The organism is Agromyces cucurbitae (assembly GCF_058349945.1).
Window position 1 is genome coordinate 645,850 of record NZ_JBYRES010000001.1, and the last position, 15,868, is coordinate 661,717.

Genomic DNA, 15,868 nt, shown 5'->3' on the forward strand with positions numbered 1-15,868 from the left:
GGCTGTTCGGGTGGTTCGGTGAGGGGAGGGCGGCATGGATGCTCCGGGTCCGGCGATCCATCGCGAGTGGATGAGGCTCGCCCTCGAGGAGGCCGTGCAGGCGCCCGCGACCCGCGACGTCCCGGTGGGCGCGGTCGTCGTCGACCGTGACGGCCGGGTCGTCGCATCCGGCCGCAACGAACGAGAGCTGCACGGCGACCCCACCGCGCACGCCGAGGTGCTCGCGCTGCGCCGTGCCGCCGCGGCGACGGGCGACTGGCGGCTCGAGGGCTGCACGCTCGTCGTCACGCTCGAACCGTGCGTCATGTGCGCGGGGGCGATCCTCGCCGCCCGGGTGCCGACCGTGGTCTTCGGTGCGTGGGACGAGAAGGCGGGCGCTGCCGGCTCGCTCTACGACGTGCTGCGCGACCGGCGCCTCAACCATCGGGTCGAGGTCTACGCGGGCGTCGATGCCGAGGCATCCGCCGCGCTGCTGCTCGAGTTCTTCGAGGACCCGCTGCGCCGTCCCGCGTCGTAGTCGTCGAGGTCGCGCAGCCGGCGAACGGGACTGAACCACAGGATGACCGGGCCGGCGAGCAGCAGGAACGCCGAGCCGAGCAGCACGGCGCGGCTGCCGGCCTGCGCGGCGAGCAGGCCCGCTGCGACGGCGCCGACCGGGATCATGCTCCACGAGACGAAGCGCACCGTGGCCATGACGCGCGAGAGCAGCTCGGGCGGGCTCGCCACCTGCCGGTAGGTGCGGGTCACGACGCTGCCGGGCACGACCGACGCGCCGAACACGAGCGTGCCGATCGCGAAGCACAGCCAGCCGACGGCCCCGGCGCCGAGGGGGATGATCGCGGCCCCGGCGAAGCCGACGAGTCCGTCGACCAGCAGCACCCTCGCCGACCCGAATCGGCGCACGAGCCACGGGGTCGCGGCGGCGGCGAGCAGCGAGCCGACCCCGTCGGCGGCGAGCAGCACGCCGACCATGGCCGGCGGCGCATCGAGGTCGCGGACGAGGTAGACCGCGAAGAGACCGGCCTGCACGCCGCACACGAGGTTGATGACGCAGGCCCACCAGGTGGCCGGCGCCATGACGGGGTGCCGCACCACGAATCGCCAGCCCTCGGCGATCATCGCGCGCATACCGGCCCGAGCGCCGTCGGCCGGGGCGGGCTCGCGCCGCTCGGGGAGGCGGCTCAGCAGTAGTGCCGAGGCGAGGTACGAGGCGACGTCGACGAGCAGGGTCGGCACCGCGCCGACCGCCTGCACGAGCAGGCCCGCGAGCGATGGCCCGCCGAGCTGGGTCGCGGCCTGCGTGCCCGAGACGAGGCTGTTGCGGCTCGTGAGCTCGTGCTTCGGCACGACGGAGGGCAGGAAGGTCGTGTTCGCGGTGAAGTAGAACACCTCGGCCACGTTGACCGCGAGCGCCGCGACGACGAGGAGCGCGAGCGAGAGCTCGCCGAGCCACCAGACGAGCGGAATCGCGATGATCGCCGCGGCGCGCACGAGGTCGGCGACCACCTGCGTGGCGCGGAGCGGCAGCCGGTGCACGATCGCGCCCGCGGGCAGGCCGAGCACCACCCAGGCGAGGTACGACGACGCGGCGAGCAGGCCCGTCTCGACGGGGCCGGCGTCGAGCACGGTCACGGCCGTGAGCGGCAGCGCGACGGCGGTGACCGCGGTGCCGACGCCGCTCGTCGTGCTCGCGGTCCAGTAGATCCAGAACGGGCGTGCGCTCGTGGCCATCGGCCATCTCCTCGTCGGACGAATCGTGTAAGTTCCATATTGGAACTTACACGACCTCGCGAGCCGGGCGCGTCCCGCTCGCGACGGGGGAGAATGGACGCCATGCGCCGCGAGGACCTGACCGACAGCACGTGCGGCATCGCGCAGTCGCTCGGCGTCGTCGGCGACTGGCAGAGCCTGCTCATCGTTCGTGAGGCCGCCGCCGGGGTCACCCGCTTCGAGGGTTTCGCCCGCGAGCTCGGGCTCTCGCGCCGGGCGCTGACCGAGCGGCTGGGCGCGCTCGTCGAGCACGGCGTGCTCGAGAGGGTGCCGTACTCATCGCGGCCGCCGCGTCACGACTACCGGCTCACCGCGAGCGGCGAGGGGCTGCTGCCGGTGCTGCTCGCGCTGCAGGAGTGGGGCACGCGGTTCGTCATGGGCGACGGCACGCTGAGCGGCGCCCTCGGCGACGGCGACCTCGCCCGGGCGCGTGCGCTCGAGGGCACGCGCGTGCCCGACGTCTCGCTCACGGCGCACGACGGTTCGACCGTGGGCCTCGTCGACCCCGACCGGTGGACGGCGCTCTTCTTCTTCCCCGGTGCGTATGCGCCCGGAACCCACGGTTACCCGCCGCGCTGGGGCGAGGTGCCGGGCACGGCGGGCTGCACGCTCGAGTGCGTCACCTACGGGCGGCGGCACCGCGCCCTCGCCGAGGCCGGCGCCCGGGTGCTCGGCGTGAGCACGCAGCATCCCGAGCAGCAGGCCGCCTTCGCCGCGCACGCCGACCTGCCCTACCTGCTCGCCTCCGACCAGGACGGCCTGGCCGCCTCGGCGCTGCGACTGCCCGTCTTCCGGGCGGGCGGCGCCGACCGGCTGAAGCGCGTCACCCTGCTCGTCGACCCGGCCGGCACGGTGCGGCACGTGCAGGCGCCCGTGCTCGACCCGGCGCAGTCGGTCGACGACGTGCTCGCGCTCGTGCGCGAGCTCGCCGCCGAATCCCCGGTGGCCGGGTAGTGACGCAGGAGCGCATCGAGACCCGGTGAGGTCGTCGAGACCCGGTCGCCGGTCGCGATGCGCGTGCTCCTTCGTCGCTCGCTACTCGACCGTGGAGGGACCGGGCGCGAGCGCGATGCCGCGCGAGAGCCGCACGAACGCGCGCACCGCGAGGTCGGCGGGCGAGCCGGGCCCGGTGTCGGGGCCGTCGCCGGCGGCGGCCCACGCCTCGAGGCCGACGCGCACCGCGTCGGTCGCGGCCGTCGCCGCGAGGCGCACCTCGAACGGGTCGGCGTCGTCACCGGCGAGCTCGGCGATGATGCGCTGCAGCCGTGCCTCGGAGTCGTGGTTCACGCGATGCCACACGGCGAGCAGGGCGGGGTCGTCGACCGCCGCACGCAGCAGGCCCCGCGTCCAGCGGAGGCCCTCGCGCCCGAGGGCGTCGTGCGGGGTCAGCTGCGCCTCGATCACGGCGGGGATGGCGGCGATCGGGTCGCCCGTCGTCGCGGCGAGCGCCTGCTGCCAGACGTCGGCGCCGCCCGCCAGGAGCGGCGCGACGGCGTCCTCCTTCGTGCGGAAGTAGCGGTAGAAGGTGCGCAGCGAGACGCCGGCGCTCGCGGCGATCGTCTCCGCGGTGACCTGGTCGGCGCCGTGCTCGGTGAAGAGCACGGCCGCCGCCCGGGCGATCTCGAGCTGCGTCGCCGCCTTGCGCCGAGCGGTCAGCGAGGGCGCCGGCGCTGATGCCGGAGCCGGGGTGACGGGTGCGGTGCGGTCCACGCTCGAAGCGTACGCGAAATACTTCGCGCCCGGTCGCTGTTTGACAGAGTGGCACGTCGTGCCATACGGGCGTAACGTGTAGCAAACCGTAACGGACTCTCGAAAGGTCGGAACATGAACCGCTATGAAGGTCGCCGCGCACTCGTCACCGGCGGAGGATCGGGCATCGGCCAGGCCACCGTGCTGCGCATGCTCGCCGAGGGCGGCCGCGTCGTCGCCGCCGACGTCAGCGCCGCGGGCCTCGCCGACACCGTGGCGAAGGCGGGCGACGCCGCCGAGCGCCTGCACACCGTGACGATGAACATCGCCGACGAGGCCTCGGTCACGGCCGGCGTCGCCGACGCCGTGGCCTGGCTCGGCGGCCTCGACGCGCTCGTCAACGCCGCCGGCATCCTGCGCTCGTCGCACACGCACGAGACCACGCTCGACGCGTTCGAGCAGGTCGTCCGCGTGAACCTCACGGGCACCTTCCTCGTGATCCGCGAGGCGATCCCCGCGCTGCTCGAGGGCGAGGGTGCGGCCGTCGTCAACTTCAGCTCGACCTCGGCGATGTTCGCGCACCCGTACATGGCGGCCTACGCGGCGAGCAAGGGCGGCGTGCAGTCGATGACGCACGCGCTCGCGGCCGAGTACGCGAAGCAGGGCATCCGCTTCACGGCGGTGCAGCCCGGCTCGATCTCGTCGGGCATGACCGACGGCTCGGGCGAGTCGAAGCAGAGCCAGGGCCCCGGCCTGCCCGACGACGCCGACATGATGCTCTTCATGAAGCTGCAGCCCGCCCTCGGGCAGGGCTTCGCCGGCCCCGAGACGGTCGCCTCGGTCGTCGCGATGCTCGCGAGCGACGACGGCCGGTTCATCACGGGCACCGAGGTGCGCATCGACGGCGGCACCCACTTCTGAGCCGCCGACCGCTGGTCGAGGAGCGCCGACACGGAGCGGCGACGCGTCTCGAAACCCGGTGAGCCGCTTTCAGGGACCCGGTCACGGGGTTTCGAGACGCGTGCTCCTTCGTCGCTCGCTCCTCAACCGGCGGAGGGGACTACTCGAGGCCCTTGATGACGATCGCGTCGGTCGGCGGCGCCGTCTGGTTCGGGTCGACGTACACGTCGGGCTCGATGTAGATCACCCGGGCGGCGGGCACGGCGTGCCGGATGCGCTGCTCGATGACGTTCGTGGCGGCGGCCACCTCGAGCAGCTTCTGGTCGGAGGGGAAGCCGAGCTTCGCGGCGACGAGCAGCTCGTCGGGTCCGAGGTACAGGGTCTTCATGTGGATGATGCGCTCGGCCTCGGGCCCCGCGAGGATCGCCTGCTCGATCTTCTGCACGTCGTCGTCGCCCGCGCCCTCGCCCACGAGGAGCGACTTCGTCTCGATGCCGAGCACGATCGCGACCACGACGAGCAGCGTGCCGATCATGAGCGTGCCGATCGCGTCGAACACGGGGTTGTGCGTGATCGCGGTGAGGCCGACGCCGAAGAGGGCGAACACGAGGCCGATGAGGGCCGCGACGTCCTCGAGCAGCACGACGGGCAGCTCGGGCGCCTTCGCGCGCCGCACGAACTGCACCCAGCTCTGACGGCCGCGCACGTGGTTCGACTCCTTGACCGCGGTGCGCAGCGAGAACGACTCGAGCACGATCGCGATGACGAGCACGGCGATCGGCACCCAGATGTTCTCGAGCTCGTGCGGGTGCTGCAGCTTGTCGACGCCCTCGTAGATCGAGAACACGCCGCCGACCGAGAACAGGATGATCGACACGATGAACGCGTAGACGTAGCGCTCGCGCCCGTAGCCGAAGGGGTGCTCCTTGTCGGCCGCCTTGCGCGCCTTGCGGCCGCCGAAGATGAGCAGCACCTGGTTGCCCGAGTCGGCGAGCGAGTGCACCGCCTCGGCGAGCATCGAGGCCGAGCCCGACACCGCCCACGCGATGAGCTTCGTGATCGCGATGCCGAGGTTCGCGAGGAAGGCCGCGATAATGGCTTTGGTACCGCCGGATGCACTCATGGCGTCAATCCTACGGACGGCCGGGATCGGCTGCGTTCACGAAACCTAGGATGGTCGCATGAGTGCCGACGCCGTCGTGAAGCTGCCCGTCATCGCCTTCCTCGGGGCCGGATCGATGTCGGGGGCGATCCTCTCGGGCCTCCTCCGCCCGGGCGTCGAGGCCGAGGGCATCCGCGCCACGAACCGCACTGCGGCGAAGGCCGCGGCGCTCGCCGGGCTGCCCGGGGTGACCAGCTCTTCCACCGACGAGGATGCCTCGGCGAACCGCCGCGCGGTCGCCGGAGCGAAGGTCGTGGTCGTCGGCGTGAAGCCGGCCATGGTGCCCGACCTGCTGCGCGAGATCGCCGACGCGCTCGACCCCGGCGCGGTCGTCGTGTCGGTCGCCGCCGGGGTCACGGTCGCGACGTTCGAGTCGCTGCTGCCAGGCTCGGTGAGCGTCATCCGGACCATGCCGAACACGCCGGCCGTCGTCGGGCGGGCGGTCACGGGCGTCTCGCCGGGGACGCGCTCGAGCGACGACGACCTCGCGCTCGCCGTCGCGCTCTTCGAGACCGTCGGCGAGGTGCTCGTCGTGCCCGAGGCGAAGCTCGACGCGCTCTCGACGATCTCGGGGTCGGGGCCCGCCTACGTCTTCTACCTCATCGAGCAGCTCACGGCGACGGCGATCGACAAGGGCTTCACGCCCGAGCAGGCCGCGGTCATGGTGCAGGGCACGTTCCGCGGGGCGAGCGAGCTGCTCGCCGACTCGGGTGACGAGCCCGCCGAGCTGCGTCGCCGCGTGACGAGCCCGAAGGGCACGACCGAGCGCGCGGTCGCCGTGCTCGAGGAGGCGCAGCTCAAGCAGACCTTCGACCTCGCCACCGATGCCGCGCTCGCCCGTGCGCGCGAGCTGGCGGCGGGCGCGTGACCGCAGTGAGTCGGTCGAGTAGCGACGAAGGAGCGTATCGAGACCACGTCGGCGAGGGTCTCGATACGGCGCTGCGCGCCTACTCGACCGGCCATGTCGCCGCCGGCCTCCGCCTCGACGGCACCCCTCGCTTCGCGTGGCGCGGCGTCATGCTCGACGTCGCCCGCAGGTTCCGTCCGGTCGCCGACCTCGAGCGCTTCATCGACCTGCTCGCGGCGCACCGCATCACCGTGCTGCAGCTGCACCTCACCGACGACCAGGGCTGGCGGTTCGAGGTGCGCGCCTACCCGCGACTGACCGAGGTCGGCGGTCGACGGTCGCAGACCCAGCTCGGCCACGGGCCGCGGTCGACGCTCGACGGCGTGCCGCACGAGGGCTGGTACACGCAGGACGAGCTGCGTGCGCTCGTGCGGTATGCGGCGGCCCGCGGCATCCGCCTCGTGCCCGAGATCGACGTGCCCGGGCACGCGCAGGCGATCCTCGCGGCGTATCCCGAGTTCGGGGTCGGCGGCGCCGACGCCGTGCGCGAGCGCGTCGTCGAGCCGTGGCCGCGGTTCGGCATCAGCGACGAGGTGCTGAACGTCGAGGACGCGACCCTCGAGTTCGTCGGCACCGTGTTCGACGAGCTGTGCGAGGTGTTCGACTCGGCGTTCATCGGCCTCGGCGGCGACGAGGTGCGCAAGGACCGGTGGCGCGCCGACCCGCGCACCCAGGAGCTCATGGCCTCACGGGGCCTTGCGACGGAGGAGGAGCTGCAGTCGTGGTTCCTCGCGCAGATCGCCGACCGCGTGCGCGGGCACGGGCGCCGCGTCGTCGGCTGGGACGAGATGCTCGAGGGTCGCGACCCCGCGCCCGACGCGGTCGTCGCCTCGTGGCGCGGGCCCGTCGGCGCCGAGCTCGGCGCGCGGCTCGGCCACGACGTCGTGCTGTGCCCCGACCTCTGGACCTACTTCGACTACCGGCAGTCCGACCGCGACGACGAGCCGATTCCCGTGGGCACCGTGCTCTCGCTCGAGGACGTCGGCACGTTCGACCCGGTGCCGGCCGAGGCGCCGGGCTGGTTCGCCGATCGCGTGGTCGGGGTGCAGGCGAACGTCTGGTGCGAGCACCTCGACGGTCGCGACCGGCTCGACTACGCGGTGTTCCCGCGGCTCGGCGCGTTCGCCGAGGTCGCGTGGAACGGCGGTCCCGTCGACCCCGACGACTTCGCGGCCCGGCTGCCCGACTACCTCGCGTGGCTCGATGCGCAGGGGGTCGCCTACCGGCCGCCCGCAGGGCCCCGGCCCGAGCAGCAGCGCCCGGGCGTGCCCGGCGTGCCGCGCGACCGGTCCGACCGGCTCGCCGAGCTCGCGCGTCTCACGGCGAACCTCTGATTCGACGCCCATGTCGATTTCGGGCGGCCGATTTCGTCACCATGGTGTGACGAACGTCGTCACGGGCCCGCGAGGGCAGACGAAGGAGACGCCATGACCGACACGTACATGTACATCATCCACGAGCCCGACTGGGACTCGGACGCGTTCCTGGACAACGGGGGCGGCGTGCCCGGCGGCGACCCCGAGAACAATTTCCCGGCGCACAAGGCGTTCCAGGAGGCCGTCGTGAAGCTCGGCGCCCGCCTCGTCGGGGGAGCGGCCCTGCAGAACGCGCGGCACGGCGGACGGGTCACGCCGGGAGCCGGCGACCGGGTGCTCGACGACGCCGTCTACTCCGACGGGCCCTACCCCGACACGACCGAGGTCGTCTCGGGCTACTACCTCGTCGAGACCGACGACGAGCAGCTCGCCCGGCAGATCGCCGCGCTCGTGCCCACGGGCGGGCACATCGAGTGGCGCAAGGTGTTCCCGATCTCGTGAGCGAGTCGGTCGCCGGCCTCGGCGAGGACTTCGTCGACGCCTGGCCGCGCATCGTGCGCGCCCTCGCCGCCTACACGGGCAGCGTGGACGACGCGCAGGAGTATGCGGCCGAGGCCGTCGCGAGGGCCGTCGCGCGGTTCACGGCCGAGATCGGCGACGGGCCGTCGCACGGCTCGCAGGCGCAGGTCGGCGACGGGCCGCCGCTCGGCTCGCTCGCCGCCTGGTGCATCACCGTCGGCAAGCGCGCCTGGCTCGACGACCGGAGACGCGCCGCGACCGAGCAGCGCCACGCTGAGCGGGTCGCCGCCGACCTCGCGACCCTGCAGGGCGACGGGGATGCCTCGGCCGAGGCATCCCGGATCGACGACCTGCCCGTCGGCGGCGGGCTCGACGATCGCCTCGCCCTGCTGTTCGTCGCGTGCGACCCCGCGCTCACCGAACAGGCGCGGCTCGTGCTCGCCCTGCGGCTCGTGTGCGGACTCGACGTGCAGCGCATCGCCGCGCACCTCGGCGTGCAGCCGTCGGCGGCGGCCGCCCGACTGACCCGGGCGAAGCACGCGCTCGCCGAGGCGCGCGGACGGTTCCACGTGCCCGAGGCACCCGAACGGCGGGTGCGGCTGCCCGTCGTGCTCGCGGCCGTCGCGGGCATGTTCACGGTCGCGCACCGCGACGTGCTCGACCCGCAGACGCCGTTCGACGATCTCGGCCGCCAGGCGCTGTCGATCGCCGACGCGCTCGTCGCCGAGTACCCCGACGACGCCGAGGTGCGCGGGCTGCGAGCCGTGATCCGGCTGGGGCTCGCCCGCCGCCCGGGCCGGCTCGACGCGGCCGGGGCCGCCGTGCCGCTCGACGAGGTCGACCGCCGGCAGTGGGACCGCCGGCTCATCGAGGCCGGTCTCGACGATGCCGCCGCGGCGGCCGAGCGCGGCGACGGGCGCTTCGTGCTCGAGGCGGCGATCGCGGGCCTGCACAGCTCGGCGCCGAGCTTCGCCGAGACGGACTGGGATCGCGTCGTCGGCTTCTACCGAGCGCTCGAGCGCGTGTGGGGCGCACCGTCGGTGACGGTCGCCCGGCTGTCGGCCGAGCTGCATCGTGCACTGCTCGCGACGCCGTCGGGGGAGCGCACGGCCGTGCTGCGGCGGGTGTCGCGCGAGCTGCACGCGCTCGCCGAGGGCTCGGCGCCGTACGCGGCGGTCGACGCGAGGCTCGCGCTCGCCGACCTCGACTGGCGCACCGGTCGTCGTACCGAGGCGTCGGCGCAGTACGCCGAGCTCGCCGGGCTCGTGCCGACCGAGCCGGTGCGGCGGTTCTGCCTGGCGCGTGCGGGCGAGACCGGGTGAGGTGCGCGCCGGCGAGCCGACCCGCCGTGCCGCGCCCGCTGCGCCGCCGCCGCGCCCGGCCCGCCGGGCGAGCCGTACCTTCCGTCGGCAGCTCGGCTCGGCGCGCCGTGCGAACGCGCCGTCAGGCGGCGCGTCGGCGCTCGATGCCGACGTCGAGTACACGGCGCCGGCTCCGAGACGCACTTCGGCCGGGGAGCGGACTACGCTCCCCGGCCGATGAGGCGCGGTCGGGCGCTGAGCGCCGTCGACCGCCCGGGCCTCAGCCCGCGTGCTTCGCGCCGTGCCCGCGACGGGCGTGGGCCACGGCGCGCACGAGCTTCACCACGAGGTACGTGGCGGCACCGAGCGCGAGGGCGGCAGCTCCGGAGAGCAGCCCGGCACTCGTCGCCGACGACGTCGTGCCGGCCTCGAGCTCGTTCAGGTAACCGAACGTGAAACCGATTGCGAACACCCACGCCGCGACGATGACGGTCGTGGGGATGATTCCGATCCTTCGCATGTCACCTCCTTTCGCGTGACCTTCCAGTATAGCCGATGAACGAAGAAACGGCTGGACAGGGGGCGAATCGCGATCGGATGCACCTCACCGGCGCTCGAGCAGCACCATCACCTCGAAGTGCGTCGTCTGCGGGAACATGTCGAACACGCGGGCCCGCACCGGATGCAGCGACGGCATCGCCGCGAGGTCCTTCGCAAGCGATGCCGCGTTGCAGCTCGAGTACAGCACGTGCGAGACGGGGGATGCCTCGAGCCAGCGTGCGAGCTCGGCGCCGATGCCCCGGCGGGGCGGGTTGACGATGACGAGATCGGGGGTGTCGGCGGGCTGCGCGCGCAGCGCGAAGTCGGTCGCGTCGCCCGCGGCGAACGCGAGACGCGAGAGCGCGGCATCCGTTCGGCTGAGCTCGGCGCTCGCGACCGCCTCGACGCTCGTCTCGATGCCGGTGACTGCCGGTCCCGCGGTCGCTCCGGCCGCTGCATCCGCCTCGCCGCCCGCGCCCGCGATGTGCAGCGCGAAGCCGCCGACGCCCGAGTAGAGGTCCCACGCGGAGTCGGGGGCGAGGTCGCGGATCCAGGTGCGCGCCTCGGCGTAGAGGGCGGCCGCGATCTCGGTGTTCGTCTGGAAGAAGCTCTGCGGCCGCAGGTGCATGGTCACGTCGTTGAGCCGCATCGGCAGTGTCTCGGCCGCGGTCAGCACGATCTCGTGGTCGCCCTCGAGCACCGCCTTGTGCTCGGGCAGCACGTTCGCGGTCACGACCCGGGCGTTCGGCAGCTCGGCGAGGAGCGTCGGCAGGTGCTTGCGGATGCGGGCGACCGGCTCGGTCGAGCGCAGCACGAAGCGCACCATGAGCTCGCCGTCGGGCGACTCGGTGACGATGAGGTGCTTGAGCTCGCCCGTGCGACGGCGTACATCGTACGGAGTGATGCGGGCGAGCGTGATGAACCGGGCGAGCACGGGGAACGCGGCCCGGTGGCCGGGCGAGCAGATGCCGCACGCCTGCAGGTCGACCCCGTAGCCGTCGGCGTCGAGGATGCCGATGGTCGGGGCATCCACGGTGCCGCCGACGACCATCTTCGCCTTGTTGCGGTAGCCGTCCTCGCGACTCGCGACGGGCAGCTCCCAGGCGTCGACGCCGAACGGGTCGAGCAGCTGCTCGGCGTGCGCCTGCTTGTCGGCGAGCTGGAGCTCGTACGGTCGCCCCATGAGCGCGCACGAGGTGCAGCGCCCGGCGTCGAAGTACGAACAGTCCACGGGTTCAATCCTCGCACCCGCGCCGGCCCGGCCCGCCCGTCCGTCCCGAACCCGCGACGCCGATCACGCTGCGGAATCAGTCGGGAACGACGTCACCGGCCGACGAGATCGGCCGAGTTCGCAGATTGTTCAACGAAATCCTTGACCCCTGTCGAACCGCCTCGTTAGCCTGTGGACACGTGGGGCGACGACGCCCGCGGGCATCAGACGACGTAGACGAACGGGACGACGAAGGGGTCTGACATGGCGAAGCACGGAGATGAAGAACTCGGGATGTCGGCGGGCATCAGCCGGCGCGACCTGCTCAACGGCATGGCCGTCGTGGCGGGCGCGGCGGCGCTCACCGCGGTGCCGGGCGGGGCGGCGCACGCCCAGGCCGGCGGTGGGCACGTGGCGGCGAGCCGCCCGCGCCAGACGGGGCTCGTCGGGCAGACCGACGCCGCACGGCAGGCCGGGCACGGTGCGACCTTCGGCGGCGCCTCGTTCGGCACGCCCAAGGCGACCGGCGAGGCGTACGACCTCGTCGTCGTGGGCGGCGGGGTGAGCGGCCTCGCCGCCGCGCACTTCTACCGCAAGCGGTTCGGCGCCGACGCCCGCATCCTCGTCGTCGAGGCGCTCGCCGACTTCGGCGGCCACCAGCACCGCAACGAGTTCTCCGTGCGCGGACGCACCCTCCTCAGCAACGGCGGCATGGTCAACCTCGACAGCCCCGACACGTGGAACGCGCCGTCGCTCGAGCTCATGGACGACCTCGGCATCGACTTCGCCGAGATCGCCGAGGGCGTCGACACCGGGCTCTACGGGTCGATGGGCCTCACGAACGGCTACTTCTTCCCCGAGGAGTCGTTCGGCGCCGACACCTTCCTGCGCCGGGCGCCGGGGGAGTCGACGGCGTCGCTCGTGTCGCGCCTGCCGCTGTCGCAGCAGGCCCGCGACGACATCATGCGCATCGAGACGTTCAGCGAGGACGTGCTGCCCGGGCTCAGCGACGCCGAGAAGAAGCAGGCGCTCGCGCGCATGACCTATCGCGAGTACCTGCAGAACCTCGTCGGCGTGGGCGACGAGGCGCTCGTCTACTACCAGAAGCGCCCGCACGGGCTGTGGGGCGCGGGCATCGAGGCGGTTCCCGCGGGCGACTGCTGGGGCGTCGGCTATCCGGGCTTCGCGGGCCTCGGGCTGACCCCCGAGCCGTATCCCGGCATCGGTCGCACACCTGCGATGTCGCTCACCACGACCGACGAGGAGCTGTACTACTTCCCCGACGGCGGGGCGACCGTGTCGCGCCTGCTCGTGTCGCGGCTCATCCCGCAGGCGTTCGGCGGCGTGCAGACGCATGGGAGCGTGATCGGCGCCTCCGCGAACTACGCGCTGCTCGACCATCCGAAGTCACCCGTGCGGATCCGGCTCAACAGCATGGCGACGGCGGTGCGCCATCGCTCGGGCACGAGCGGACCGATCGACGTCGACTACGTCAACGGCGGCAAGGCGTACCGGGTCGAGGCGAAGCACGTCGTCATGGCGTGCTGGAACGCGGTGTCGTCGTACCTCGTCGACGGCCTTCCCGCCGACCAGGTCGAGGCGATGCGCTACGGCGTGAAGGTGCCGCTCGTCTACGCGCGCGTCGCCGTGAAGAACTGGACCGCGTTCGCGAACGCGGGCGTCTCGCGGGTGACCCCGTACAACCACTTCTGGGACAGCCTCGGCCTCGCGACGCCGACCGACCAGGGCGGCTACCGGTCGGCGCGCGACCCCGAGGAGCCGATCGTCGTCAGCCTGTCGAAGACGCCGAACCTGCCGGGCGAGCGCATCACCCGCGCGCAGCACAAGGCGGGCCGCCGCGAGCTGCTCGAGGTCACGTTCGCCGACTTCGAGCGCGACATCCGCGATCTCATGCAGCGCTCGCTCGGCGACTTCGGCTTCGAGGCCAAGCGCGACATCGCCGCGATCACCGTGAACCGCTGGTCGCACGGCTACGCGTACGAGTACAACTCGATCGCCGACCCCGCGATCTTCGAGCCGCTCGAGCAGCAGCCGTTCCAGGCGGCCCGCCGCCGGCACGGCAACATCACGATCGCGAACTCGGATGCCGCGGCGTTCGGCTACACGCACGCCGCCGTCGACGAGGCGAGCCGCGCGGTGGCCGAACTCGGCTGAGCCGATCCGGCCGGGCCCACGACGGGGAGTGGCGCCGCCTCAGCCGCGGTACCACTCCTCGTCGATGCTCGCGAGGCGCGACGGCATCACCTCGTCGCCGAGCCCGAAGAAGCGCTGGAAGTTCATGATGAGCGGCCGCCACCGCTCGGGGTCGATGCGGTTCGCATGGCCCGAAAGGCGCAGCGACTCGACCACGTGCACGCGCGTGATGCCGAGCTCGACCGCGAGCAGGCTCGCGTCGGCCGCGGACGTGGCGCCGCCCATCGGGTGGATCGTGACGACCCGGCCCTCGAGGTGCACGGGGAACTCGGCCACGCGCGGCGGGGCGACGGTCTCGGCGGGCACCAGCCGCAGGCCCGCGGCGGCGAACTTGTCGCGCACGTGCCGGTAGCCCGCGGCCGCCTTTCGCTCGGAGACCGGGTCGCGGCCGGTCGTGAGGGCGAGCCGGTCGACCGCGTCGACGTGGTCGACGGACGGCAGGTTGATGACCGCCTCGCCGTTCGCGACGAGGTTGCGGCCGGTCTGGCTGCGCGCGGCGACGCCGAGCATCGCGGTCTGCCCGAGCCACCACACCGACGAGTTCGGCGCGAGGTTCGGATGCCCCTCCGCGTCGACGGTCGAGAGCAGCGACACCTGGCTGCCGAAGTAGAGGATCGCGGGCGAGATCGGCGTGTGCCGGGCGCCGCGCGCGCGGGCGTCGAGCGAGGTCAGGGTTCCCATGGGCCGCCTTCCTGGTCTGGGACCTCCAGCCTCGCCGCGCGCCGGGTCGGGGTCCGGCGGATTCCAGACATGGCGCAGGGCGGACGCCACCGGCCGGAGCCCACCGACCGGTGACGTCGGCGGGGTGCGGACTACGGTGGGCGGATGAGCACCCCCGAACCGGCCGCCCGCCCGACGACCCCCGGAGCGCCCGTACGCGTGCGCGGCACGAAGTACGACGGCAGCCCGCACTGGGCGTTCGACGGCCTCTGGCTCGGCGCCGACGAGCACGGCGACTGGATCGGCTTCCCGCCGGGCACGCGCTTCGCGCGGCCGGGCGCCGAGTTCACGGCGGACTGGCCGTCGCTCACGCTCGTCACGCCGGCCGGCTGGGTGCCGGCGTTCAACCTCGGGCACCCCCGCGGCCTCGCCACCTACGTCGATCTCGCGACCGTCCCCGAGTGGCGGGTGGATGCCGCGGGCCTCACGGTCTCGTACGTCGACCTCGACCTCGACGTCGTCGGGCGCGACGACGAGCCGGCCTTCATCGACGACGAGGACGAGTTCGCCGACCACGCCATGCGGTTCGGGTATCCGCTCGAGCTCGTCGAGCGGGTGCGCGCCGACGCCGACGCGGTGCTCGCCGCGGTCGTGCGACGCGACCCGCCGTTCGACGGCGCGACCGCGAGGGCGTGGTTCGAACGCCTCTCGGCGCTCCCCGATCTCGACGACTGAGCCCGCCGTCGCGCGTGGCGGGCATCGTCTCCTGAAAGCGCGAGTGACCGGTGCGGAGGCCGGCGGTCAGCGCCCCGCCAGCCGCGCGACGAGCGGAGCGAGGACGGCGGCGTGCTCGTGCGACATCGTGAAGTACGAGACGCCCGCCGCCTCGCGCAGCCGTTCGAGGTGCGCGGCGTCGCGTTCGACGTCGCCCGACAGCAGGGCGGCCGCGTCGGCCTCGCGCAGCCCGTCGGGCGTGAGCCCGAGTCGGGTGAGCAGCCACTCGGGCAGGGCGTCGCCGACGCCCGCGATCTGCAGCGCGATCTCCAGGTCGGCGCCCGCCCGCTCCCGCGCGCGGGTCGCGAGCGCGGCGACCTCGTCGACCGTCGCGGTCGGCGGCATCGCGAGGGCGAGTGCCTGCGCATGGGCGCCGGCGAGGCGCAGCATCCGGTCGCCGTTGCCCGCGATCACGACCGGCAGGTCGGGCAGCTCGGCGTGCACCGCGACCAGTGCCCGCTCGACCGCGTCGACGCGCCGGCCGGCGGCGCCCCAGTCGACGCCGAGCCGGGCGGCGTCGTGCTCGCCGCCGGGGCGTCCGGCACCGAGTCCGAGCTCGAACCGCCCGCCTGCGAGTTCGTGAAGGGTCGCCGCGTCGCGCACGACCTCGGCCGCCGAACGCAGGGGCGCGGCGAGCACCCACGTGCCGAGGCGGAGCCGCTCGGTCGACGTCGCGGCGGCCGCGAGCGCGAGGAACGGCGAGGCGGTGCCGAGCGTGTCGGGCACGAGCAGCGTCGAGAAGCCGGCCTGCTCGAGTTCGCGCGCAGTCGCGCCCCAGGCGGCCGCCGTGCCGCGTCGCCCGACGACGGCTCCGAATCGGAAGGTGTGATGGGTCATGCCTCGATCCTGCGCGGCCGACCGGCGTCGCACATCCGCCCGGCGGCGACACCGCGCCTACTCCCGGCG

Annotated in this window: 16 protein-coding genes; 9 read left to right on the forward strand and 7 right to left on the reverse strand. The window is 73.4% G+C overall.

What is annotated here, in order from left to right; genetic code table 11:
* Nucleotides 1-34 precede the first annotated feature (34 nt).
* Nucleotides 35-517, forward strand: coding sequence for a tRNA adenosine(34) deaminase TadA (gene tadA, locus AC3RJ6_RS03145; RefSeq protein ID WP_491425416.1), 483 nt, complete (start codon nucleotides 35-37; stop codon nucleotides 515-517).
* Here the strand turns inward: tadA and AC3RJ6_RS03150 are convergent.
* Nucleotides 436-1,731, reverse strand: a complete 1,296-nt coding sequence (locus tag AC3RJ6_RS03150; protein ID WP_491425417.1) for an MFS transporter — start codon at nucleotides 1,729-1,731, stop codon at nucleotides 436-438. The genes tadA and AC3RJ6_RS03150 overlap by 82 nt on opposite strands.
* 102 nt (nucleotides 1,732-1,833) lie before the next feature.
* Here AC3RJ6_RS03150 and AC3RJ6_RS03155 point away from each other — a divergent pair, with 102 nt between their 5' ends.
* A complete protein-coding gene (locus AC3RJ6_RS03155; protein WP_491425418.1) occupies nucleotides 1,834-2,724 on the forward strand; it encodes a winged helix-turn-helix transcriptional regulator in 891 nt (296 codons plus the stop codon).
* 81 nt (nucleotides 2,725-2,805) lie between these two features.
* On the opposite strand, the gene AC3RJ6_RS03160 is transcribed toward AC3RJ6_RS03155, so the two are convergent.
* Nucleotides 2,806-3,480 (reverse strand): TetR family transcriptional regulator, encoded by a 675-nt coding sequence (locus AC3RJ6_RS03160; protein WP_491425419.1) that lies wholly within the window; start codon nucleotides 3,478-3,480, stop codon nucleotides 2,806-2,808.
* A gap of 114 nt (nucleotides 3,481-3,594) precedes the next feature.
* Between AC3RJ6_RS03160 and AC3RJ6_RS03165 the strand changes: the two genes are divergently transcribed.
* Nucleotides 3,595-4,380, forward strand: a complete 786-nt coding sequence (locus AC3RJ6_RS03165) for an SDR family NAD(P)-dependent oxidoreductase (protein WP_491425420.1) — start codon at nucleotides 3,595-3,597, stop codon at nucleotides 4,378-4,380.
* 139 nt (nucleotides 4,381-4,519) lie between these two features.
* Here AC3RJ6_RS03165 and AC3RJ6_RS03170 read toward each other — a convergent pair whose 3' ends face one another.
* Entirely contained in the window at nucleotides 4,520-5,482 is a 963-nt protein-coding gene (locus AC3RJ6_RS03170; protein WP_491425421.1) for a cation diffusion facilitator family transporter, read from the reverse strand.
* 58 nt (nucleotides 5,483-5,540) lie between these two features.
* Here AC3RJ6_RS03170 and proC point away from each other — a divergent pair, with 58 nt between their 5' ends.
* The 4 genes from proC (at nucleotide 5,541) to AC3RJ6_RS03190 (ending at nucleotide 9,585) form a co-directional block, all read left to right on the forward strand.
* Nucleotides 5,541-6,389 carry a pyrroline-5-carboxylate reductase gene (proC, locus tag AC3RJ6_RS03175; protein WP_491425422.1) on the forward strand — a complete coding sequence of 283 codons (849 nt, stop codon included), beginning with the start codon at nucleotides 5,541-5,543 and terminating at the stop codon, nucleotides 6,387-6,389.
* Nucleotides 6,386-7,762, forward strand: coding sequence for a beta-N-acetylhexosaminidase (locus AC3RJ6_RS03180; RefSeq protein WP_491425423.1), 1,377 nt, complete (start codon nucleotides 6,386-6,388; stop codon nucleotides 7,760-7,762). The genes proC and AC3RJ6_RS03180 overlap by 4 nt, the downstream gene beginning before the upstream one ends.
* A gap of 93 nt (nucleotides 7,763-7,855) precedes the next feature.
* On the forward strand, nucleotides 7,856-8,245 hold the full coding sequence (locus AC3RJ6_RS03185) for a YciI family protein (protein ID WP_491425424.1): 390 nt from the start codon (nucleotides 7,856-7,858) through the stop codon (nucleotides 8,243-8,245).
* Nucleotides 8,242-9,585 carry a DUF6596 domain-containing protein gene (locus AC3RJ6_RS03190; RefSeq protein WP_491425425.1) on the forward strand — a complete coding sequence of 448 codons (1,344 nt, stop codon included), beginning with the start codon at nucleotides 8,242-8,244 and terminating at the stop codon, nucleotides 9,583-9,585. Before AC3RJ6_RS03185 ends, AC3RJ6_RS03190 begins: the two co-directional genes overlap by 4 nt.
* A gap of 259 nt (nucleotides 9,586-9,844) precedes the next feature.
* On the opposite strand, the gene AC3RJ6_RS03195 is transcribed toward AC3RJ6_RS03190, so the two are convergent.
* Both AC3RJ6_RS03195 and rlmC read right to left on the reverse strand, forming a co-directional pair.
* Nucleotides 9,845-10,084, reverse strand: a complete 240-nt coding sequence (locus tag AC3RJ6_RS03195; RefSeq protein ID WP_491425426.1) for a hypothetical protein — start codon at nucleotides 10,082-10,084, stop codon at nucleotides 9,845-9,847.
* 84 nt (nucleotides 10,085-10,168) lie between these two features.
* On the reverse strand, nucleotides 10,169-11,335 hold the full coding sequence (gene rlmC, locus AC3RJ6_RS03200; RefSeq protein ID WP_491425427.1) for a 23S rRNA (uracil(747)-C(5))-methyltransferase RlmC: 1,167 nt from the start codon (nucleotides 11,333-11,335) through the stop codon (nucleotides 10,169-10,171).
* Nucleotides 11,336-11,578: 243 nt separating this feature from the next.
* Here rlmC and AC3RJ6_RS03205 point away from each other — a divergent pair, with 243 nt between their 5' ends.
* A complete protein-coding gene (locus AC3RJ6_RS03205) occupies nucleotides 11,579-13,489 on the forward strand; it encodes an NAD(P)-binding protein (protein ID WP_491425428.1) in 1,911 nt (636 codons plus the stop codon).
* 39 nt (nucleotides 13,490-13,528) lie between these two features.
* On the opposite strand, the gene AC3RJ6_RS03210 is transcribed toward AC3RJ6_RS03205, so the two are convergent.
* A complete protein-coding gene (locus tag AC3RJ6_RS03210; protein ID WP_491425429.1) occupies nucleotides 13,529-14,209 on the reverse strand; it encodes a flavin reductase family protein in 681 nt (226 codons plus the stop codon).
* A 144-nt stretch (nucleotides 14,210-14,353) separates the two neighbouring features.
* Here AC3RJ6_RS03210 and AC3RJ6_RS03215 point away from each other — a divergent pair, with 144 nt between their 5' ends.
* On the forward strand, nucleotides 14,354-14,923 hold the full coding sequence (locus AC3RJ6_RS03215) for a DUF402 domain-containing protein (RefSeq protein WP_491425430.1): 570 nt from the start codon (nucleotides 14,354-14,356) through the stop codon (nucleotides 14,921-14,923).
* A gap of 66 nt (nucleotides 14,924-14,989) precedes the next feature.
* Here the strand turns inward: AC3RJ6_RS03215 and AC3RJ6_RS03220 are convergent, their stop codons facing one another.
* Entirely contained in the window at nucleotides 14,990-15,799 is an 810-nt protein-coding gene (locus tag AC3RJ6_RS03220) for an LLM class flavin-dependent oxidoreductase (protein WP_491425431.1), read from the reverse strand.
* Between the last annotated feature and the right edge of the window lie 69 nt (nucleotides 15,800-15,868).